Source organism: Oceanobacillus sp. FSL K6-0127 (assembly GCF_037983385.1).
Lineage (GTDB): Bacteria > Bacillota > Bacilli > Bacillales > Amphibacillaceae > Oceanobacillus > Oceanobacillus profundus.
In genome coordinates this window covers 2,904,823-2,926,849 of the sequence record NZ_CP150287.1, presented here as the reverse complement: position 1 = coordinate 2,926,849, position 22,027 = coordinate 2,904,823, and the positions used below count along the sequence as shown (strand labels likewise).

22 protein-coding genes and 1 pseudogene are annotated in these 22,027 nt (G+C 37.3%); 18 read left to right on the top strand and 5 right to left on the bottom strand.

What is annotated here, in order from left to right:
- The 5 genes and pseudogenes from cysK to MHH64_RS14540 all read left to right on the top strand — a co-directional run bounded on the left by cysK (position 1) and on the right by MHH64_RS14540 (position 4,974).
- Positions 1-924, top strand: coding sequence for a cysteine synthase A (gene cysK, locus MHH64_RS14560; RefSeq protein ID WP_340001961.1), 924 nt, complete (start codon positions 1-3; stop codon positions 922-924).
- Between the two features lie 184 nt (positions 925-1,108).
- A complete protein-coding gene (locus MHH64_RS14555; protein WP_340001960.1) occupies positions 1,109-1,750 on the top strand; it encodes a helix-turn-helix domain-containing protein in 642 nt (213 codons plus the stop codon).
- 53 nt (positions 1,751-1,803) lie between these two features.
- Positions 1,804-2,943, top strand: a pseudogene (rodA, locus tag MHH64_RS14550) (rod shape-determining protein RodA); the annotation flags it as partial.
- Between the two features lie 26 nt (positions 2,944-2,969).
- Positions 2,970-4,088 carry a putative lipid II flippase FtsW gene (gene ftsW / locus MHH64_RS14545; protein ID WP_095308870.1) on the top strand — a complete coding sequence of 373 codons (1,119 nt, stop codon included), beginning with the start codon at positions 2,970-2,972 and terminating at the stop codon, positions 4,086-4,088.
- Between the two features lie 169 nt (positions 4,089-4,257).
- Entirely contained in the window at positions 4,258-4,974 is a 717-nt protein-coding gene (locus tag MHH64_RS14540; RefSeq protein WP_340001959.1) for a hypothetical protein, read from the top strand.
- Between the two features lie 138 nt (positions 4,975-5,112).
- Here MHH64_RS14540 and prli42 read toward each other — a convergent pair whose 3' ends face one another.
- Positions 5,113-5,250, bottom strand: a complete 138-nt coding sequence (prli42, locus tag MHH64_RS14535; protein ID WP_095308872.1) for a stressosome-associated protein Prli42 — start codon at positions 5,248-5,250, stop codon at positions 5,113-5,115.
- 173 nt (positions 5,251-5,423) lie between these two features.
- Between prli42 and MHH64_RS14530 the strand changes: the two genes are divergently transcribed.
- Both MHH64_RS14530 and MHH64_RS14525 read left to right on the top strand, forming a co-directional pair.
- Positions 5,424-6,551 (top strand): M20/M25/M40 family metallo-hydrolase, encoded by a 1,128-nt coding sequence (locus tag MHH64_RS14530; protein ID WP_340001958.1) that lies wholly within the window; start codon positions 5,424-5,426, stop codon positions 6,549-6,551.
- Between the two features lie 93 nt (positions 6,552-6,644).
- Positions 6,645-7,898, top strand: coding sequence for a DNA polymerase IV (locus MHH64_RS14525; RefSeq protein ID WP_095308875.1), 1,254 nt, complete (start codon positions 6,645-6,647; stop codon positions 7,896-7,898).
- Between the two features lie 34 nt (positions 7,899-7,932).
- Here the strand turns inward: MHH64_RS14525 and MHH64_RS14520 are convergent, their stop codons facing one another.
- From MHH64_RS14520 to MHH64_RS14510, 3 genes are all read right to left on the bottom strand, one after another.
- Positions 7,933-9,303, bottom strand: a complete 1,371-nt coding sequence (locus MHH64_RS14520) for an aldehyde dehydrogenase (protein ID WP_251658866.1) — start codon at positions 9,301-9,303, stop codon at positions 7,933-7,935.
- Positions 9,304-9,317: 14 nt separating this feature from the next.
- The gene (rnz, locus tag MHH64_RS14515; RefSeq protein WP_340001957.1) at positions 9,318-10,244 is read right to left on the bottom strand and encodes a ribonuclease Z; all 927 of its coding nucleotides are present in this window, start codon (positions 10,242-10,244) and stop codon (positions 9,318-9,320) included.
- Positions 10,245-10,428: 184 nt separating this feature from the next.
- Positions 10,429-11,154 (bottom strand): glycerophosphodiester phosphodiesterase, encoded by a 726-nt coding sequence (locus MHH64_RS14510; RefSeq protein ID WP_340001956.1) that lies wholly within the window; start codon positions 11,152-11,154, stop codon positions 10,429-10,431.
- A 192-nt stretch (positions 11,155-11,346) separates the two neighbouring features.
- Here MHH64_RS14510 and MHH64_RS14505 point away from each other — a divergent pair, with 192 nt between their 5' ends.
- Both MHH64_RS14505 and MHH64_RS14500 read left to right on the top strand, forming a co-directional pair.
- Positions 11,347-12,144, top strand: coding sequence for an SDR family oxidoreductase (locus MHH64_RS14505; protein ID WP_340001954.1), 798 nt, complete (start codon positions 11,347-11,349; stop codon positions 12,142-12,144).
- A gap of 38 nt (positions 12,145-12,182) precedes the next feature.
- A complete protein-coding gene (locus tag MHH64_RS14500) occupies positions 12,183-12,506 on the top strand; it encodes an iron-sulfur cluster biosynthesis family protein (RefSeq protein ID WP_095308881.1) in 324 nt (107 codons plus the stop codon).
- Positions 12,507-12,583: 77 nt separating this feature from the next.
- Here the strand turns inward: MHH64_RS14500 and MHH64_RS14495 are convergent, their stop codons facing one another.
- Positions 12,584-13,504, bottom strand: a complete 921-nt coding sequence (locus MHH64_RS14495; RefSeq protein WP_340001953.1) for an aldo/keto reductase — start codon at positions 13,502-13,504, stop codon at positions 12,584-12,586.
- Positions 13,505-13,642: 138 nt separating this feature from the next.
- Here MHH64_RS14495 and MHH64_RS14490 point away from each other — a divergent pair, with 138 nt between their 5' ends.
- From MHH64_RS14490 to MHH64_RS14450, 9 genes are all read left to right on the top strand, one after another.
- Positions 13,643-14,188 carry an NUDIX hydrolase gene (locus tag MHH64_RS14490; protein ID WP_095308884.1) on the top strand — a complete coding sequence of 182 codons (546 nt, stop codon included), beginning with the start codon at positions 13,643-13,645 and terminating at the stop codon, positions 14,186-14,188.
- A gap of 2 nt (positions 14,189-14,190) precedes the next feature.
- Complete coding sequence (locus MHH64_RS14485) at positions 14,191-15,357, top strand: endonuclease Q family protein (RefSeq protein WP_251658868.1); 1,167 nt, start codon at positions 14,191-14,193, stop codon at positions 15,355-15,357.
- Positions 15,358-15,444: 87 nt separating this feature from the next.
- Complete coding sequence (gene spoIIM / locus MHH64_RS14480; RefSeq protein WP_340001952.1) at positions 15,445-16,083, top strand: stage II sporulation protein M; 639 nt, start codon at positions 15,445-15,447, stop codon at positions 16,081-16,083.
- A 104-nt stretch (positions 16,084-16,187) separates the two neighbouring features.
- Entirely contained in the window at positions 16,188-16,643 is a 456-nt protein-coding gene (locus MHH64_RS14475) for a Fur family transcriptional regulator (protein WP_095308886.1), read from the top strand.
- A 671-nt stretch (positions 16,644-17,314) separates the two neighbouring features.
- A complete protein-coding gene (locus MHH64_RS14470) occupies positions 17,315-17,512 on the top strand; it encodes a DUF4227 family protein (RefSeq protein WP_095308889.1) in 198 nt (65 codons plus the stop codon).
- 5 nt (positions 17,513-17,517) lie between these two features.
- The gene (xerD, locus tag MHH64_RS14465) at positions 17,518-18,408 is read left to right on the top strand and encodes a site-specific tyrosine recombinase XerD (protein WP_095308890.1); all 891 of its coding nucleotides are present in this window, start codon (positions 17,518-17,520) and stop codon (positions 18,406-18,408) included.
- 94 nt (positions 18,409-18,502) lie between these two features.
- Positions 18,503-19,681, top strand: a complete 1,179-nt coding sequence (deoB, locus tag MHH64_RS14460; protein ID WP_095308891.1) for a phosphopentomutase — start codon at positions 18,503-18,505, stop codon at positions 19,679-19,681.
- Between the two features lie 15 nt (positions 19,682-19,696).
- On the top strand, positions 19,697-20,518 hold the full coding sequence (locus MHH64_RS14455) for a purine-nucleoside phosphorylase (RefSeq protein WP_095308892.1): 822 nt from the start codon (positions 19,697-19,699) through the stop codon (positions 20,516-20,518).
- A 38-nt stretch (positions 20,519-20,556) separates the two neighbouring features.
- Entirely contained in the window at positions 20,557-21,861 is a 1,305-nt protein-coding gene (locus MHH64_RS14450) for a pyrimidine-nucleoside phosphorylase (protein WP_095308894.1), read from the top strand.
- The last annotated feature ends 166 nt before the right edge of the window (positions 21,862-22,027 follow it).

Sequence of the window (22,027 nt, the reverse complement as noted above, 5' to 3'; positions counted from 1 at the left end):
ATGCAAGTAGTACATAATGTAACAGAATTAATCGGTAATACGCCATTAGTAAAGCTCAATAAGCTAGTTCCACAGGGCGCAGCAGATATTTATATTAAGCTGGAAATGTTTAATCCAAGTAAGAGTGTGAAAGATCGTGCAGCAGCTAATATGATTAAAGTTGCAGAAGAGAAGGGACTTATTAAGCCTGGAGACACGATTATTGAGCCGACGAGCGGAAATACAGGAATTGGCCTTGCGATGACTGCAGCTGCTAAAGGGTATAAAGCAATACTCGTCATGCCCGATAATAGTACAATGGAAAGAAGGAATATTTTAAAAGCTTATGGTGCAGAGGTTGTATTAACTCCAAGTGAAGAGAAGATGCCAGGTTCCATTAAAAAGGCACTGGAGATACAAGCGGAAATCCCTGGAAGCTTTATCCCGCAGCAATTTGAAAACACTGCCAATTCGGATATTCATCGAACGACAACTGCGCTGGAAATTATGGAGCAGACCAATGGGGAACTGGATGCATTCGTCTGTACAGCTGGAACTGGAGGGACAGTAACCGGAACTGGCGAAACATTGAAGCAGAAAATTCCTGGAATTCATATAGCAGTTGTAGAGCCAAAAGGATCACCAGTCCTGTCAGGAGGAAAGCCGGGCAAGCATAAATTAGTCGGAACCAGTCCTGGTTTTATACCAGATATATTGAATACAAGTGTGTATGACGAAATTATTCAAATCAGCGATGAAGAAGCGATTGGTTTATTACGGAGATTGGCACAGGAAGAAGGTATTTTTATTGGGCCTTCTGGTGCGGCAGCAGTTTATGCTGCAATAGAAGTGGCTAAAAAGCTAGGTGAAGGAAAAAGAGTAGTTTGTATTGCGCCTGATACAGGTGAACGCTATTTAAGTATGAATCTTTTCGATGGCGTTTAATAATCATTGTTAATATCTTATCGTGATAGAGACCCTTGAAAAGTTCAAGGGTCTCTTAATTATGCCTTAAAAACCGTTGACCCTTGTGTTGACATTTTGTCAACGTGAAGGTATAGTACAACATAATGTGTATCCTCAAACACAGAATTTAATATGATTATTGATTGATAGAGAGGATGAGAGAATGGACATAAAAAGTGCAAATAATAAATTAGGTAAACGAATAAGAGAATTGTTACAGGATAAATCAATGTCAATGCGTCATTTAAGTAAGTTGACGGATATTGACACAGCGACAATATCACGAATTATTAATGGGAAAAGAAAAGCCAATTTAAATCATTTAGAAAACTTTGCCAAAAGCCTTGAAGTTCCAGTAGTCGATTTAATTGAAGCTGCTGGTTATCGTTCAAAAGATATCGAAGAAGAAAATCGTACTGGTGTTGAGAAGGAGCTTAAATATACCAAAAAATTACTTGCCGCATATCAGATTGAAGAGGAAAGACTGACAATGGAAAATATCGAGCAAGAATTAAAAGTGCATCAGGAATATAGTCAAACTGATGAGGGGCGAAGAATGATTATTACAAGCTTTAAAGAAAAGCTTAAAAAAGCTGGCTCTGCAAATTCGTTTGTTCAGCAATTGGAAGACATGTACCATCGATTTCGTCTGCAAAAGGGTACAAAAACAGAGGTTACACTTTTGGGTGGAGCTTTGATTTATTTTATTTTGACGATTGATATGATTCCTGATTATATGTTTGCTATCGGTTTTCTTGATGATGTACTAATTGTTAAATATACAATGTTTCTATTGAAATTTTAAGATGCTTTTTTGTTTTAAATTTTTGAAAAGGTAAAAGGTTAGAACATGCAGAAAAAAATAGTCCATTAGACTATCAGTTATTATTCATTATTTTAGTTCTTTTAATTTTTAGTTGTTTCGCTGTGTACAGTGGGTCTGGACAATATGGGGAATCAGGATACTATGTGCTTCGGCAAATTATCTGGTACTGCATCGGGATAGCCATCATGTTTGGAGTAGCAGCTTTTGATTATGAGCTGTTGGAGAAATTGGCAAAACCACTATATTGGATCGGGGTCTTTTCTTTACTGCTGGTTCATTTATTTGGTGTAGAAAAGAACGGATCACAACGATGGATTAGCCTAGGTTTCATTGAATTGCAGCCATCAGAATTTATGAAAATATTCTTACTCGTGTATCTAGCTGTATATTTGAAAAAAATAGGTGAAGATAGAATTTCCTTCAAAAAGAGTATTCCGGTAGTAATAAGAATCGGCATCATAACCATTATTCCTATCTTATTCATTTATACACAGCCTGATTTGGGCTCTTCTCTAATAATAATCTCCATTGCTTTAACTTTATTTTTTATTTCCAGTCTCTCGCTTAAGATGATTATGTTAAGTGTTACGGTTATGACAAGTGCTATTGGATTTCTTATGTATCTTTACACGTACAAAAATGATCTATTTACACATATTTTTAAGCCGCATCAGCTTGGGAGGATTTATGCTTGGATAAGTCCAGATAAATATTCTTCGGGATACGGATATCAACTAAAGCAATCAATGCTAGGTATTGGATCGGGGCAATTAACTGGTACTGGGTTTAATCAAGGTGTACAGGTAAATATGGGGAAAATACCTGAAGCGCATACCGACTTTATTTTTGCTGTAATTGGTGAGGATTTCGGATTTGTAGGTGCAAGTTTACTTCTCTTTACATATTTCTTATTGTTTTATCGGATTTTAAAAATTGCTCACAAATCGAACACTTTGCTTGGTGTTTATATATGTGTAGGGGCTATTGGTTTAATTGCATTTCAAGTATTTCAAAATATAGCTATGACAATCGGTCTAATGCCAATAACAGGGCTTGCTTTACCATTGATTAGTTATGGGGGAAGCGCTCTAATAACGAACATGATTGCATTAGGCTTAGTTTGCAGTGTTCGTATGCGGTCTAAAAAATATATATTTAGTGATGGTGTTTAATTCATCTGAAAGATATGGTGGTAATCATGGCAACTTTTATTAGAAACAAATTTAGAAAAATAGATTATTCATTGCTAATCAGCATTTTATTATTGGCTGGGTTTGGTGTAATCATGGTATATAGCGCTAGTTACCCAATCTCATATGTCCATTATGGAGATGCCAATTATTTTTTTTCAAGACAGATTCAATGGTTGCTGATCGGCCTGTTCTTTTTTTCTATTGCAGCAATTTTGCCTTACCGGCTTTATGGTAAGTTAAGCCCAGCTTTCATATTCATGTCCATTTTATTGCTAATCATTATCTTAATGCCTGGAATTGGTGTTGAACGTAATAATTCACAGAGATGGATACAGCTTGGAGGGTTTGTTTTTCAGCCTACTGAGCCGATCAAGTTATTCATGATCATTTATTTTGCTTATTTTTATTCACAGAAGCAAGCCTATATCAATCAGTTTAAAAAAGGTGTTTTACCCCCGCTATTAATTTTGGGGGTTATGTTTTTATTAATATTGAAACAACCTGATTTAGGATCCGCTGCATTAATTTTATTCGTATGCGGAATAATTGTCGTTTGTTCCGGCGTAAGAAAAATTCATTTATTTATTTTAGGCAGTGTTGGATTAATTGGAGTTATTTATTTCGCTTTTACATCAGCTTACCGTTTTGAACGCATTACCTCCTTTTTAAATCCGTTTGAAAACCATTTAGGTTCAGGCTACCAACTTGTGAACTCTTATATTGCTATTGGAACAGGTGGAATATGGGGAGCAGGTCTTGGTAACAGTGTTCAGAAATTAGGTTATTTACCAGAGGCTCATACGGATTTCATTATGGCTATTATTTTGGAGGAAATAGGAGTATTTGGCCTGATTATTGTTTTGGGTTCTTATTTGTTCATCATGCTTCGAGGAATAAGGATTGCGAAGGATTGTAAAGATATGTTTGCAAAGCTATTGGCGATAGGGATTACATTTCAAATTATGATCCAAGCCATTTTTAATTTAGGTGCGGTTTCTGGAATGCTTCCAATTACAGGTATCACGTTGCCACTCGTAAGCTACGGAGGATCTTCTTTATTATTTACACTAATTTCTGCCGGTATTTTGGTTAACATATCTACTTTAACTAAAGGTGCTGGCTAATATAGGGATACGATTTTGCTTTATTGGTTTTGGGTAATTCTCTTAACCGATAAAGCTTTTTTATTTTGTTACTCATGCGTCTCACAACTTTATAAAATCTCATTTATTTTTCAACCTCAACTGGGCAACCTATAGAATGGCAAAAATAATGAAAGGGTGTTTATAAAGAATGATGAAAAAAATCTTGTTAACAGCCGTATTTATGACTGGTATGATTTGGCAGATGCCAAGTATTTCAGCTTCCTTCCATGAGGATGTGGTTTGGAAATCGTTTGGCAATCACAATGAAAAACAGGAAACGGATAAGCGTTTTTTCAAAAGTAAAGCATTGTTAAAGCTGCACGCTAAAGAATTAGGGATTGATATGGCGGGGAAGGACGATGAAACACTTGCCAAGGAAATATATGAGGCAATGGTTCTTCAAGCTGCTAAGAAGTTAGATATTGAATCAGAGGGGAAATCAACGGAAGAATTAAAAGAGGAAATTTATCATGCTAAAGTAATGGAAAAAGCTAAAGAACTTGATGTTGAGATGAAGGGGAAAGAGCCGGATGCATTGGCTCGGGAAGTGCATGAAATTCTAATGAAGCAAAAAGCAATTGAGCTAGGAGTTTCTGTGCAAGGAAAGGATTCTAACGCATTAAAAACTGAAATTAGGAAAGCTGCGCTAACAAAGAAAGCGGCAAAATTAGGAATTATGACAAAAGGAAAAGAAGTACATGAAATTAAAAATGAGATATATGAGGCAAAGATTATTCAATCAGCTGAAAAGCTAGACATTGATATAGCGAATAAAGATGCGGAGCAGCTTTTAGATGAAATTATTTCGGAGCACTTTGAACAAGCAAAGGAACTTCAAATCTACCCATTTAAAGCTTCATCATAAAAAAACAGGCTGGAAAAATCCAGCCTGTTTGGCAGATAGGAAGGTATGACACTTTTGATATCTGCATCAGTATAGCAGAGGAAGAAAACTTGCTTTCCAAGGAAGCAAAACACTTTCCTAAAAAATGCCTTTATCAAATTAGATGATAAATGCCAATCCAGCAGTCAAGGTCGACACGAGCATTAAAATAATCATGATATAAACAATAATTTTATTTCTTCGTTCACGTTTTGATTTTTTTCTTGGAGCCGATTTATAATTTGAATTTGCAGCCATTAGAGAACCTCCTTCTAAAAACACATTCCTATTGAATATTTTAACTTGAAAACCTATTATGGACAAGTCATAAAAAGAGCCTACCTGTTTTTCATTAGAAATGGATTGGAATATCTCGCTGTAAAAAATGCTCGACTTATAGTAGCCTATATATTAGGATAGGAGGATTTTATATGATAACTGTAAATCAAGAAAGATTAGTAGAAGAATTTATCGAGCTTGTAAAAATTGATTCCGAGACGAAATTTGAAACGGAAATTGCTGAAGTATTAAAAGATAAATTTACAAACCTAGGTGTAGAAGTGTACGAAGATGGAAGCAAAGACATGACCGGCCATGGTGCAGGGAATCTAATTTGCACAATAAAAGGAAATGTGGAGGGCGCTGATACCATCTACTTCACATCCCACATGGATACCGTTGTACCTGGAAGAGGAATACAACCATCAATTAAGGACGGCTACATTACTTCAGATGGCACGACTATTTTAGGAGCGGATGATAAAGCAGGCCTTGCAGCTATGTTGGAGTCAATACGTGTTATAAAAGAAAATAATATTCAGCATGGGGATATCCAATTTGTCATAACGGTTGGAGAAGAATCTGGTTTAGTCGGAGCGAAAGAGTTAGACCGCTCTCGCATTAAAGCTAAATATGGTTATGCGCTTGACAGTGATGGTGAAGTTGGTGATATCGTTGTAGCTGCACCGACACAAGCAAAGGTGTTTGCTGTTATTAAAGGGAAAACAGCACATGCAGGATTAGAGCCTGAAAAAGGTATATCAGCGATTACACTTGCTGCAAAAGCTATTTCGAAGATGCCGCTCGGAAGAATTGATGAGGAAACGACGGCTAATATCGGTCGATTTGAAGGTGGGAAACAAACGAATATCGTTGTGGACCATGTTGAAATCCTCGCAGAAGCAAGATCACTCGTACCTGAAAAAATGGAAGCCCAAGTAGCTAAAATGAAAGAGGCTTTTGAAAACACTGCAGCAGAATATGGCGGATCTGCTGAGGTTAATGTGAAAGTAATGTATCCGGGTTTCAATCAACGGGCTGGTGACCAAGTAGTAGAAGTAGCTCGTCAAGCTGCTGAATCAATTGGTCGAGAAAGTAAACTGCTAAAAAGCGGTGGGGGAAGTGACGCGAATGTAATCGCGGGTTTTGGTATCCCAACCGTAAACTTAGCAGTAGGTTATGAAGGGATACACACAACAAACGAGCGCATTGCTGTGGCTGATCTAGTCAAAGTAGCCGAACTCGTTACCGCAATAATAAAAGAGGCAGCCAATAGCTAGAATAGTCAACCTCCTATGTGTCGTCAACACATAGGAGGTCTTTCTATTTATGATATACTAGAGTAACAATGCTAACAAAGGATGGAAAAAATAATGGCAATTTCTGAACAGAAAAAAGGAAGAGTCATTTTTCATATTGATATGAATTGCTTTTATGCATCAGTTGAAATGGCTTATAACCCGAATTTAAAAGGAAAGCCACTAGCTATCGCTGGAAACCCTGAGGAGCGCAAAGGAATTATCGTGACAAGCAGCTACGAAGCAAGAGCAAAAGGTGTAAAAACAACGATGACGATTTGGCAAGCAAGAAAGCTTTGTCCAGAGCTTATTATTATGAAGCCTAATTTTGATCGTTATCGGCTTGCTTCTAAAGAAATTTTTAAAATGCTTGCTGAAATTACTCCTTATGTTCAGCCTGTTTCGATTGATGAAGGGTATATGGATGTTACAGATACAGATGCACTAGGAACGCCGCTGGAAATTGCACAAAATCTCCAGCAAAGCATTTTAAATGAATTGGATATACCTTGCAGTATTGGAATCGGGCCCAATAAATTTTTAGCTAAAATGGCATCGGATATGAAAAAACCACTGGGAATAACGGTCTTGCGAAAGCGAGAGCTAGACCAAACATTATGGCCTTTACCAGTTGGAGAAATGTACGGTATTGGAGAAAAAACAGCGAATAAATTAAATACGATTCATGTTGAAACAATTGGAGATTTAGCTAAAAAGGATGTCTATGAGCTGAAGCAGTTGCTTGGGATTAATGGAGAGCGATTGAAAAACAGAGCGAATGGTATCGATTTAAGACCTGTTGATCCTGATGCAATTTATGAATTTAAAAGTATTGGAAGTTCACAAACCTTACCAGATGACACGATAGACTGGAATGAGATTAACAGCTTAATGCGTCTGCTGGCAGATAATGTGGAAAGGAGAATGAAACGTAAAAACGCAGCCGGAAGAAGTGTGCAAATTACAATTCGCTATCATGATCGTAAAACCATTACAAGAAGCAGGAAGCTGCAAACGTACATTGATCAGAAGGCGGATATTCTTTTTATAGCGAATGAATTATTCGAACAGCATTGGAATGGGGAGCCAATACGTCTATTAGGGATTACGGTTCAAGATGTAGAGGAAAAACAGCAGCTTGGCCAGCAGCTTGACCTATTTACTTATGAGAATGAAGCAAAAAAAGAGAAACTTTACGCTGTTATTGATGATTTGGCAGAAAAATATGGGAAAAATCCTTTCAAGCAATTGGAAGGTAACGAAAAAAAAGATAATGCACAGCCGAGAACAAGTTTTCAAAAAGACTTTCTCGATGACTATAAAAAGTAAATCCCGCAACCTTAAAGGTGCGGGATTTTGCATGCTATTTTATCATATTTTTCACTACTGTTTCTGCTAGTTTGCTTCCAGGGTAACGGAAAGGTAAATCGAATTTTGTTGTTTGTTTTAAGATACCTTTCTTGTGGGAGAAGGTATCAAAGCTGTGTTTCCCATGATAAGCCCCTATTCCGCTATTACCAACTCCCCCAAATGGAAGGTGAGGATTTGCTAAGTGATATAATGTATCATTTATGGATCCACCACCGAAGGAAACATACTCCATAACTTGCTGCTGCATTTTTTCATTATCACCAAAATAGTATAGTGCAAGTGGTTTTTCCATTTTTTTAATTTTATAAAGTGTATCTTCAATATTTGTGAATGTGAGCACAGGCAGAATCGGTCCGAAAATTTCTGATTTCATAACAGAGTCTTCCCAGGTGATTTTGTCCAATATCGTCGGTTCAATCATGAGTGATTCCCGGTCTGAATTACCGCCATGTAATACCGTGCCATCTGTCAGGAATGCTTCAAGACGATTAAAATGCTTTTCATTGATGATTTTCGTATAATCACTGTTCCGAAGTGGATCTTTCCCGTAAAATGATTTGATATACTTTTTCATTGCCTTAAGCAGCTTAAACTTAACGGACTCATGGACATATACATAATCTGGGGCAACGCAGGTTTGCCCAGCGTTCGTAAATTTCCCCCAAATAATCCTTTTCGCTGCAAGGTTAATATTTGCATCCTCATCAACAATAGCTGGGCTCTTACCACCAAGCTCAAGTGTAACTGGTGTTAAATGCTCACTTGCCGCACGCATGACGATTTTTCCAACTTCTGAACTACCAGTAAAGAAAATTGAATCAAAACGTTGTTTCAATAATGCAGTACTTACTTCCTGTCCACCTTCAATAACGGTTACGTACGAACTATCGAATGCGCCCTCTATCATATCTGCCAGAAGCATGGAAGTTGCTTTTGCATGCTCTGACGGTTTTATAATAACACAGTTTCCGGCAGCGATTGCTCCGATAACAGGGGCTAAAGCTAGCTGTAACGGGTAATTCCAAGGTGAAATCACTAACACTACTCCATAAGGCTCTTTCATAATATAACTTTTGGAGCCCTTATGTGTAATTGGGGAAGGCACTTTCTCGGCAGCCATCCAGTACCTGAGATTTTTAATAGCTACATCAATTTCAGAGTAAAGAAACCCAAGTTCCGTTGTTAATGTTTCATGTTTTGATTTATTTAAATCCTTTTTCAATGCCATATAGATTTTGCTTTCATGCTTTTTTAGCATTTCTCTTAGCTTTTCTAATCTATCTTTGCGAAAAGTATAATCTACGGTATTTCCGTTTTGAAAAAAAGCTCGTTGATTATTTACAATTGTTTCGATGTATTCCATAAAAAAACGCTCCTCTAGTTTTTGGTTGCTATAAGAAACCGGGAAAAATCTTTTGCTAGATAGGTCTCGGAAAAAATTTCCCGAGCTTCCTCAATTATTTGTTGATCATCTTCTGTTTGATAACGCGAAGAAATATGTGTTAATAGTAGCTGTTTTACACCACTTCTAGCAGCAAGTGTTGCAGCCTCTGTATTCGTGGAGTGAAAGTAGCTTTGTGCTAACTCTGCTTTATCACTCGTAAAAGTAGCTTCGTGGATTAGTAAATCGGCGCCTTCAACGAACTCACCATAGTCCTTTTGACTTCGTGTGTCGCCAAGTATACAAATAACCCGTCCTTCTTTTTTAGGACCGATAAAGTCTTTTTGATATAAAGTTTGGCCGTCTTCTAATTGTACCATTTTATTGTTTTTAATTTGACTATAAATTGGCCCTGGTTCAATCCCGGTATCCATTAGTTTGTTAACGAGTAGCTCTCCGGTTTTATCTTTTTCTGTTATGCGGAATCCATAACTTGGAATACCGTGATCCAGCAGTTTAGCATGGACAGTGAACTTTTCATCTTCTAAAATAATGCCTTCATTAATTTCTACTGATTTTAGTGGATAGTTGAGATGTGTACCACTGATGTCTAAGCATGTATGAATATATTCTGAGATTCCTTTAGGGCCGTATACGGTTAATAATCCTTCTCCAGCTTGAAAGGAGCGACTGCTTAAAAGACCAGGCAGACCATAAATGTGGTCTCCATGTAAGTGGGTAATGAAAATTTTATTTATTTTTCTAGGTTTAATGCTAGTCCGTAAAATCTGATGCTGTGTAGCTTCTCCGCAGTCAAACAGCCAAATGCTGTTTAACTCCTGTAATAGCGATAATGCTATTGCTGATACATTGCGCTCTTTAGAAGGAACCCCTGCGCCTGTACCAAGAAATATTACTTCCATAATAAACCTCCATCTAACATTCCGTTTCGTGCTATTTTAAGTGCGTGTTCAAAAAGAAGGATAAAAAGAACCGAGGTCGTCAAAGATCGAAATGTCCTTTTGCGACGCCGACACTGGCACGTTCTGTGCGAAGGTCTACTGATCTCGATTTGTGTCATTTTTACCGGACTTATTGAACAACCCTTTAAAATTTATTTCGATATAGTAGTGCTTTATTTGGTACATCTGTAAATATCCCATCACAGCCTAGCCGGAAGCATCGCATCATTGGTGAAAAATGATTAACAGTATAGGCACGAACTCGCATGTCCTCCTGCTGGCATTTTTGAATTAATGCTTTATTTAATAATCGATATTTAACATGAATTGCTTTTGCACCTAACTCTTTTGCATAACGTGCTAAATTATTGATTTTACGCGATGTCAGCAATCCAATTTCAATCGTTGAGCTTAATTGGCTAAAACGTTGTACACTTTTTGGGTTGAAAGTTGAAATAGTTGTCCGATCTACAACATTGTATTGATTAAGCAGTTCAAACACGATTGGTTCCAAATACATATAGTCTATTTTATTATTTTTCAGTTCAAGATGTAAGTGCAGAGGCGTATCACTCATCCATTGCAGAAATTCTTCCAGTGTTAGAATTGTTGCGCCTGCAAACTTTTTCGAAAACCACGAGCCCGCATCTAATTGTTTTAATTCTGCAAGGTGATAATCTTTTATGTAACCATAACTGTTTGTTGTTCGTTTTACATGCTCATCATGAATTAGAACCGGGATATTATCTTTTGTTAACTGTACGTCCGTTTCAATTGCCTCAGCCTTCATACGAAGCGCTAGCTCGAATGCTGGCATCGTATTTTCTGGAGCAAGTTTGCTAGCGCCGCGATGCGCGATGATCATTGTCATACATTTCACCTCTTTATAATTGTGTTAGATTTTACGCTAAAAGTCAATTTAGACAAGCAAAGACTGCCTTACTAAAAATCGTTAAAATTGAAGTATGTAATGAAGGACGGTAGAATTAGTAATAATAAAAAGTTATGACTCTATTTAACTATATGGTATTGAATTTCAATTAAAAGATTGGAACGATTTGATATGATTCATACGGCACTTAACTCTAAAAAGATTATTGTTACAGGAGCATCAAGCGGTATTGGTGAACAGTTGTGCAAGAAGATAGCAGAAAATGGTGGTATACCAATTATGCTAGCACGTTCTGAAGATAAACTATTAGCAATTCAAATGGACCTAAAATTGGAATTGCAAACAGAAAGTTATATCTATAAAGTTGATTTACAAGATAATGATGACATAGACTTCACTATCCAAACCATTTTAGCTGAGCATGAACAAATACATGGCTTGATTAATAATGCAGGGATTGGTGTCTTTGATGCTGTGGAAGATATGAAATGGCTAGATTTGCATGAGATGTTCCAGTTAAATGTTTTTTCGTTAATGCGAATCACGCAGTTGTTAATTCCTCACTTCAATCAATATAAGCTAGGGCATATTATAAATGTCGCTTCGCAAGCAGGGAAAATTTCCACACCAAAATCAGCTGCCTATGGCGCATCCAAACACGCTGTAATTGGTTTTACCAATACATTGCGTCAAGAAATGGATAGCAAAGGGATTTATGTAACAGCTGTTAACCTCGGTCCTGTCCGCACTAATTTTTTTAAAGTGGCTGATCCGAGCGGAAGCTACAGGCAGAGTGTGGATCGTTATATGCTTGATCCTCAGCAAGTTGCTAATACCATTGTTCGTTATTTATTTACAAAGAAGCGGGAAATTAATATGCCTTTCTGGATGGAAGCAGGAAGTGTTTTTTATCGATTATTTCCTGGCCTTATGGAGAAACTCTTGCGTAGCTCTTTTAATAAAAAGTAAAAACGGGATGATTATAATATGAAAAGGGGAACTTAACCATGAAGTTAACAATTACACTTGAAGCTGAACAGAAACTAATGGATATAAGAACAAATGATAGTAGCCTAGTTTTATGGTACGATACAGAGGGATGTGGATGTGGTGTGAATGGACTTCCTACAATTCAATTGGTTTCCGAAAAACAGGATTATTATCAAGAGCTTGCGAGTAATACAATAATTCCAACATTCATTGATAGCAGACAAGCTGTTTTCTTCTCGGAAGACATGAAACTAGATATTCGAAATGGTGTTTTCCGACTTTCAAGTCCGGAAGGTATTCTAAATCCGTTTATTTCTATTCAACAAGCAATACACAATTGAATTATATTGAATAATGAAAGAGCGAAAAGCAATCACGGATGATTGTTTTTCGCTCTTTTTATAAGTGGTTTTAAGATTTATCGATGACTCGTATACACATTGGCTTTTGTCAGTTGTTTTAACTTGTTATATTCCGCTGTTGTTAATTGCTCTGTGTCTTGGTGTTCGACATTTTCTTTTATCTGTTCCACCCGGCTAGCCCCGAAGACAGCTGTTGCTATTGCAGGGTGTTTTTGAACATACTTTAATGCAAGTGTATTCTGAGATAATTTATGCTGCATTAAGTGTGAAATACCTTGCTGTACCTCCAGTAACTCTGTATAGGAATAATCAAGAAACCCTTCATTTCCTTTTCTTTCAATAACCTTCCCGGCATCGTTGCTTAGCATTCCTTTGGCTAGTGGTCCACGCGCCAGTACGCTAACCTCGTTTGAATGAAGGAGATCTAATGTCGTTTCTTCTGGCCTGCGATCGAGCAAACTATATTGTGTCATTACACCATCAATAGACGAATGCTCAATATATTCATGGATAACATTTGGACGTATTGAAGAAATTCCATAGGCACGAATATGGCCTGCCTTTTTTAATTCTTCGAAAGCGTCAATTGTTTCATGGATCGGGTCATCAATTGTTCCACCATGCAACATATAAAAGTCGATATAATCTGTCTGCAGCCGTTTTAAACTATCCTTAACTGCTTGTTCGATATATTTTTTCGACGGATCCCAAAACCAAGTTTTCTTTTCTTTATCAAAATGATTGCCGACTTTTGTCGTCAGTACAATTTGATCTCTTTTATTTTTAACTGCTTCACCAATAAGTTCTTCATTTTTACCGAAATCATATAAATCCGCAGTATCTAAATGATTAATCCCATAATCAAGCGCAACATCGATAATTTCCTTCGCTTTATTTACATCGGTGCCAAGTGACATACAGCCTAAAGTTAGCTCTGAAATCATAATATCGGATTTTCCTAATCTGTTTTTCTTCATTATCTCCACTCCGTTTCTACATTGCAGTATTTATTTTAATTGTAAGGAGAGCTGTGATAGAAGACAAACTTTTTATACCGGCTACCTGAGATTTCGTATGCTACAATAGGGGAAGAATGTTAATAAGGGTGGTAAATAATGAAGAAGTTTGAAGAGAAAACAATTAAAAGCGAAGAAATATTTAACGGAAAAATAATCAGTTTGCAAGTGGATGATGTAACGTTACCGAATGGTAAAACAGCAAAAAGAGAACTCGTCAAGCATCCAGGTGCTGTAGCGGTTATTCCAATCACGAAGGATAATAAAATAATTTTTGTTGAACAATATCGTAAGCCATTGGAAAAATCGCTAATTGAGATTCCTGCCGGTAAACTTGATCTAAATGAAAATCCACTGGCTGCAGCAGTACGTGAACTAGAAGAAGAGACTGGGTATACGACAAATGATCTTTCATTTGTAACTTCCTTCTATACATCACCAGGGTTTGCTGACGAATTAGTTCATATTTATGTTACAGATCAGTTAGTCAAAATGGAGAATCCACCAAAAGGGGATGATGACGAGTTCGTTGAAGTGCTAGAATTAACACTAGACGAAGCGAAAGAATATGTCGTTGAAGAACGCATCCATGATGCCAAAACAAATTATGCGATACTCTATTTGCATGCCTTAGGGAGGCTTTAGGATTGAACGTCTACTTTGCTGATATGCATATTCATATTGGCCGTGATAAATACGGAAAGCCAGTAAAAATAACAGGCGCAAAAAGCCTAACATTAACGAATATTTTAATGGAGTCAAGTAGAAATAAAGGAATAGATATGATAGGGGTGATTGATTGTCACGCTCCTGCTGTCCAGGAGGAGATAAAATCACTGATTGATAATGGGGAGGCGAGCGAATTACCAGAAGGTGGTATTCGCTTTGAACGAGTAACGCTTATACTCGGTTCGGAAATTGAAATTTACGATGAAAATTGTCTCGGCCCGATTCATGTACTTGTGTATTTACCGACACTTTCCAGTATGGAGGCCTTTTCTAAGTGGTTGTCAACTCGAATGAAAAATATAACGTTAAGTTCACAGAGGTATTACGGATCAGCAAAGCAGCTCCAATATAAAGTAAAGGAATTAGGTGGATTGTTTATTCCTGCCCATGTGTTTACGCCGTTTAAAAGTTTATACGGAAAAGGCGTACGCTGCTCCTTAGGAGAAGTATTAGATCCTGATTTAATTGATGGAATTGAATTAGGACTAAGCTCAGATACTCAAATGGCAGACCAATTATCCGAGCTTCACCGATACACATTTGTGACGAATTCAGATGCGCATTCACTTCCGAAAATTGCTAGAGAATACCAGGAAGTCGTCATGCAGAATCCGACTTTTAAAGAATTTAACTGGGCTTTACATCGTGTTGACGGCAGGCAAATTAAACGTAACTTTGGGATGAATCCACTGTTAGGAAAATACCATACGACAGTGTGCAGCAACTGTTTTGAACAGGTAACAACAGATATTACAAAATGTCCAAAATGTGGTTCTACAAAGATTATTAAAGGTGTTTCTGACCGTATTGAAGAATTAAAAAATACGGATAAACAGGAGGTGGAACGACCTGACTATTTGTATCAAGTTCCACTTGAATATTTGCCAACACTCGGACCAAAAACATTTCAGAAGCTTTTAAATGCATTTGGAACGGAAATGGAAGTTATTCATCATACACCATATCAGAATTTAATAGAAGTTGTACCAGAGAAGCTAGCGAATTCTATTATACAAATGCGTGAGGGAAAATTGCCTATAAAAGCAGGTGGTGGAGGGAAGTATGGAAGCATAGGTCCTTCCTAATTCATTTGGAAATCTAGGATAATTGGTATTTTTATCTCGGAATCCTCATAGTTTTTAACTAAAGACTATCTTAGCAGGAGGATTCCGATGTATAAAAACAGTTTTCTTGTATGGGAACATATTAAAAATCATGCTACTATCTATCTATTTATGATTATTTTATTTTTAACAGGAATTATTTTTGGAGCAGTAATTGTCAACAGTATGGGTTTCATACAGAAACAGGATCTGTTTTTTTATCTGGAACGTTTTTTTGGACAAATAACGGAAGGTGTATCTATCGATAAAGTTGATATCCTCTGGCAAAGTTTCACATACCATGCCAAGTATCTTTTACTACTGTGTATATTAGGATTATCAGTAATAGGATTACCACTTGTATGGGTGCTAATTTTCGTAAAAGGATTGGTTATTGGCTTTTCAGTCGGCTTTATTGTGAACCAACTTGGATTACAAGGACTTTTATTAGCTTCATTATCAATCGCGCCCCAGAACATATTGGTAATACCAATTTATATTACAGCTGGTTCCATTTCAATGATATTCTCATTAACTTTGATAAATAAATTATTTTCTCGCAAAAATCATCAATTATTACTGCAGCCACTAGCAAAGTATAGTATTATCTTCGTAATATTGCTGGTCGTTTCGTTTGCCGCAGCTCTAGTTGAGGCCTATGTATCCAATCAAGCAATGCAAGAATTAATTAAATCGCTTTACCTATAATCAATGTTATATTATAATTATTATTATTAAAAGGTGAGAATATACTTTGACATAGAAATCAAAGGTGCATATAATAAAGATGGGAAATGAGGAGGCGAACTGCCGTGGAACATCGAATAGAACAAATAAAAAAGCAGCTGCATGCACAGAGCTACAAGCTGACTCCACAAAGAGAGGCAACGGTTCGTGTCTTATTGGAGCGAGAAGAGGACCATCTTAGTGCAGAAGATGTATATCTGCTAGTAAAGGAAAAATCTCCGGAAATTGGTCTGGCAACAGTGTACCGGACATTGGAGCTACTCTCTGAATTGAAAATTGTTGATAAAATTAATTTTGGAGATGGTGTGTCACGCTACGATTTACGAAAAGAGGGCGCGAAGCACTCCCATCACCATCTTGTATGTATTGAATGTGGATCCGTTGAAGAAATTGAAAATGATTTACTAGAAGATGTTGAAAAAATTGTATTAAATGATTGGGGATTCCAAGTAAAAGATCATCGGTTAACCTTTCATGGAATATGTAAGCAATGTCAAGAAGCAGCAGTTAAAGCAACATAAGTAGAGACCTTTTTCCAAATGGAGAAAGGTTTTTATTTTTTGCAGTATGAACTTAGCATGAGTTCAGTTTATACCTACATAAATATAAACTGTGGATTAGTGTATTTAAATGGATTGTGCGTCTCCCCGCTCCGGAAATATAATTCGCGCATCCAAAGGGGAGCTGGTGAGCCTCCTTGTGCTGTCGCACTGCGTAGTCTCACCGATGCTCTTCTTCCCACAGGAGTCTACGTATATTTCCTCCGCTAGTATATGCTCACCAATTATTACTTGTGGAATTAATAAAAACGATATCGATGCGCTACCAGTCCGGGTGAGCGCAGGGCGGTGACTCCAGTGGGAATAGCACGTGTCTGAAGACTCACCGGAAGTGGGTTTCTTCCGGAGAGGCTGAAGCCGTGCCCACGGAAAGCATCCGCCCGAAGCGATCCCGGACGGCGATTATTGCACATACTTGAAGAAAACAGCCGGGAAGTTAGTTTGGAGTTTCTTTCAACTCCTGATTTATTAAATACTTTCTCATATTTTGGTTTGAAGTTGGGTTGGACTTTATTTTTGTTATAATTTACAAATTGCTTGAAAAAGGTTACATTTGAATAGTATATTGTGATTCTAACCTAGCATATCTTTAAATAAACAACTATTTTAGGGAGTAGTGCTAGGTGAATAGAATGATACGAGATACGATAAAAGTGTTTGTGATTTTTACAATGTGTACCGTCATATTTTATGTAGGCTTACAAATTATGCATCGGGAGTATGAAGAAATTCATCGTTATGATCCTCCCGAAGGCCCAGCTGTTAAGGTGTTTCATTCACAAACGAAGCTATTGGAACGATTTCAATTATTTTTTAAAGCAGGGGAGTAGTATGTATGTTGAAATACGCATTGGAGGATTTTATTCACTTTCTGCAAATCGAGCGCGGTTTATCAGAAAACACACTTGGCTCCTACGGACGTGATCTTAAACATTATATCGAACATATCGAAAAGGAAGCAAAGAAACAATCATGGGATCAGGTAACTAGAAATGATATCATAAGCTTCTTATATGTGCTTAAAGATAGTGGGAAGTCGACAGCAACCATTACAAGACATGTTTCATCTATTCGCAGCTTTCATCAATTTCTAATTCGCGAACAGATTGTGACGCATGATCCTAGTTTACATATTGAAACACCGAAAAAAGAAAGAAAGCTTCCTGATATTCTGTCTCAGGCAGATGTGGAAAAATTACTCGATATTCAAACGAACTCTTCACTTTCCATACGTAATAAAGCAATGCTCGAGTTGCTTTATGCAACAGGACTTCGTGTATCAGAACTAATTTCATTGAAGGTTGGTGATTTACATTTAACAATGGGATTCGTTCAATGTTTTGGAAAGGGCTCAAAGGAAAGAATTGTTCCATTAGGAGATGCAGCAAGAAATGCTTTAGAGCAATATTTAGATCTTGCAAGAGGGAAGCTTGTTAATAACAAATCTGAATCAGCATTGTTTGTTAATCAGCATGGCAGAGCCTTATCGCGACAAGGATTTTGGAAGATCCTAAAGGGGTTAGCAAGAGATGTAGGCATAAATAAAACGTTAACACCACATACGCTAAGACATTCCTTTGCAACTCATTTATTAGAAAATGGCGCCGACCTACGTGCGGTTCAGGAAATGCTAGGACATGCTGATATTTCGACAACCCAAATTTATACGCATGTCACGAAAGCGCGATTAAAAGACATGTATAAGGCATACCATCCAAGAGCTTGAACTTGATTTAACAGTGGTCTGACATCCTACATCATAAAAATGAAACATATATTCATAGTGATGCGGGAATATAGTTACAGGAGGTTTGATAGAGATGAATCAATTTAAACGTGTATTTTTAGTTGTTTTAGATTCAGTAGGAATTGGCGAGGCACCAGATGCAGCACAATTTAATGATGTTGGTGCTGATACGCTAGGGCATATTGCAGAACATATGAGTGGATTGAATATGCCTCATATGGGTGAATTAGGATTAAGTAATATTAAGGAAATAAAAGGAATTGGCAAGGCTATTCATCCGAAAGCACACTATACAAAAATGCAGGAAGCTTCAAATGGTAAAGATACCATGACTGGCCATTGGGAAATTATGGGCCTTCATATAAGCAACCCATTTCGAACGTTCCCGGACGGATTTCCAGATGAGTTATTAAATGAATTGGAAGAAAAATCCGGAAGAAAAATTATTGGGAATAAGCCCGCATCAGGTACTGAAATATTGGATGAGCTTGGTGAAGAGCATATGAAAACTGGTGCGCTGATTGTTTATACGTCTGCAGATTCAGTACTGCAAATCGCTGCACATGAAGAAATTGTACCGATTGAAGAGCAGTATCGTATTTGTGAAATTGCTCGCGCGCTAACATTGGACGAAAAATATATGGTTGGCCGTATTATTGCACGACCGTTTATTGGTAAACCTGGTGCATTTGAACGAACATCAAACCGCCATGATTATGCATTGAAGCCATTTGGCAGGACTGTAATGAATGAACTGAAAGATAATAAACTGGACGTGATTGCTCTAGGGAAGATTTCCGACATTTATGATGGAGAAGGAGTAACCGAAGCAGTTCGAACAAAGGATAATGATGATGGCATGACAAAGCTAGTAGCGTCAATGGATCAGGATTTTACCGGTATTAGCTTTTTGAATTTAGTTGATTTTGATGCAAAATATGGACACCGAAGAGATCCAGAGGGTTATGGAAAAGCATTGGAAGAATTTGATGCAAGATTGCCTGAGGTTTTAGAAAAATTGCAGAAGGATGACTTGTTAATTATTACTGCAGATCACGGGAATGACCCGACACATCATGGTACAGACCACACGAGAGAATATGTACCGTTGCTCGTACATCATAAAGCGATTTCAGAAGGAAGAGCATTGCCAATTAAAGAAACTTTCGCAGATATCGGTGCTACAATCGCAGATAATTTTAACATACCGATGCCTAATCACGGAAAAAGCTTTTTAAATGAAATTAAATAGAGGGGAATCAGCAAAATGAATCATATAGCAATTAAAGAAGCGAGCAATTATGTGAAAAGTAAACTAAAAGAGACACCAGAAATTGGCTTAATTCTTGGTTCTGGTCTAGGAGTTCTTGGTGAAGAAATTGAAAATCCGATAACCATTGCTTATAAGGACATTCCACACTTTCCAGAATCAACAGTATCTGGACATAAGGGGCAACTTGTAATTGGAACGTTAGAAGGTAAGCAGGTTATCGCGATGCAAGGACGTTTTCATTACTATGAAGGCTATTCCATGAACCAAGTAACATTTCCAGTACGCGTCATGAAGGATTTAGGAATCGAGTCCATTATCGTAACGAATGCCGCTGGGGGAATAAATGAGGAATTCAACCCCGGAGACCTCATGCTCATTACAGATCACATTAATAATATGGGTGATAATCCTTTAATCGGAAAAAACGATGAAGACTTAGGTGTTCGTTTTCCTGATATGTCCCAAAGTTATGATCGAGAATTCATAAAGCATGCAGAAAGCTGTGCAGCTTCACTTGGTATTTTCGTTCAAAAAGGAGTGTATGTCGGCAACACTGGACCAGCATATGAAACGCCTGCAGAGGTTAGAATGCTGAGAACGCTTGGTGGAGATGCTGTAGGAATGTCTACCGTACCAGAAGTTGTGGTAAGCAGACACGCTGGCATTCGAGTGCTTGGTATTTCTTGTATTTCAAATATGGCTGCAGGTATATTAGATCAGCCGTTAACACACGATGAAGTAATAGAAACAACTGAAAAAGTAAAAACAAATTTCCTGCAATTTGTTAAGAAAATTGTAAGTACATTGCCAGCGTAAATATGTACGAACTAAAATAATAAAAAAGGTGATTATAAATGAGAATGTATGACATCATTGAGAAAAAGCGAAACGGTGGGGAATTAACCAAGGAAGAGATAACATTTTTTATTGATGGCTATACAAACGGTGAAATTCCAGATTATCAAATTAGTGCTTTATTAATGGCAATTTATTTTCAGGACATGACAGAAGTGGAACGTGCAAGCTTAACGATGGCTATGGTTGAATCGGGCGATCAAATTGATTTATCGGCGATTGAAGGGATCAAAGTAGATAAGCATTCTACTGGTGGAGTTGGTGATACAACAACTTTAATACTTGCACCTTTAGTTGCATCACTTGGTGTACCTTTAGCTAAAATGAGTGGAAGAGGCCTTGGGCATACAGGGGGAACGATTGATAAATTAGAGGCTGTTCCAGGATTTCATGTAGAAATAACAAATGAGGCGTTCATCGACTTAGTGAATAAAAATAAAGTTGCGGTAATTGGTCAGTCTGGAAATTTAACCCCGGCTGACAAAAAATTATATAGTTTAAGAGATGTCACAGCAACCGTAAATTCAATTCCACTAATTGCCAGTTCAATTATGAGTAAAAAAATCGCTTCTGGTGCTGATGGCATTGTCCTAGACGTTAAAACCGGTGCTGGAGCTTTTATGAAAGATCTTGAGGATGCTAAAGAGCTCGCACATGCAATGGTTTCTATCGGGAATAAGGTATCAAGAAATACAATGGCTGTTATATCTGATATGAGCCAGCCGCTAGGGTATGCAATAGGGAATGCGCTTGAAGTAAAAGAAGCAATTGATACACTTCAAGGAAAAGGTCCTGAGGATCTAACCGAATTATGTCTTACATTAGGAAGCCAAATGGTTGTACTTGCTAAAAAGGCGAAAAATATTGATGAAGCACGACAGCTATTACAGGAAGCTTTAACAAATGGAAAAGCGTTCGATAAATTCAAACAATTTTTAGAGTCACAAGGCGGAAATGCAGAAGTAGCTGATAATCCGGAGTTACTGCCACAGGCGAAATTTAAAATCGATCTACCAGCTAAATCTGCTGGTAAGGTAGCAGCAATTATTGCTGATGAACTAGGTACTGCTGCAATGATGCTTGGTGCTGGCAGAGCAACAAAAGAGTCTGAAATTGATTTAAGTGTCGGAATTGTGCTCCATAAGAAGATTGGTGATTCTGTTACAGAAGGAGAATCCTTACTTACGATTCATTCTAATCAGGAAAATGTAGATCAAGTCATTGAAAAGTTGTATGAAAGTATAACGATAACGACTGAGCATATTGAAGCTCCAACATTAATTTATCAGACAATAACGGATTAACAAAAGGAAAAAGCGCACGGTTGTGTGCTTTTTCTTTTTTATTATTTTCGGTGTATGAAAATGCCAATATTCGGCAATCCTTTCATTATAGAGGATGTTCAAAAAGTCTGGACAAAAACGACATTTTGGCGTTATCAAATTGGAAGATAAAAAAGTATGGTTACTA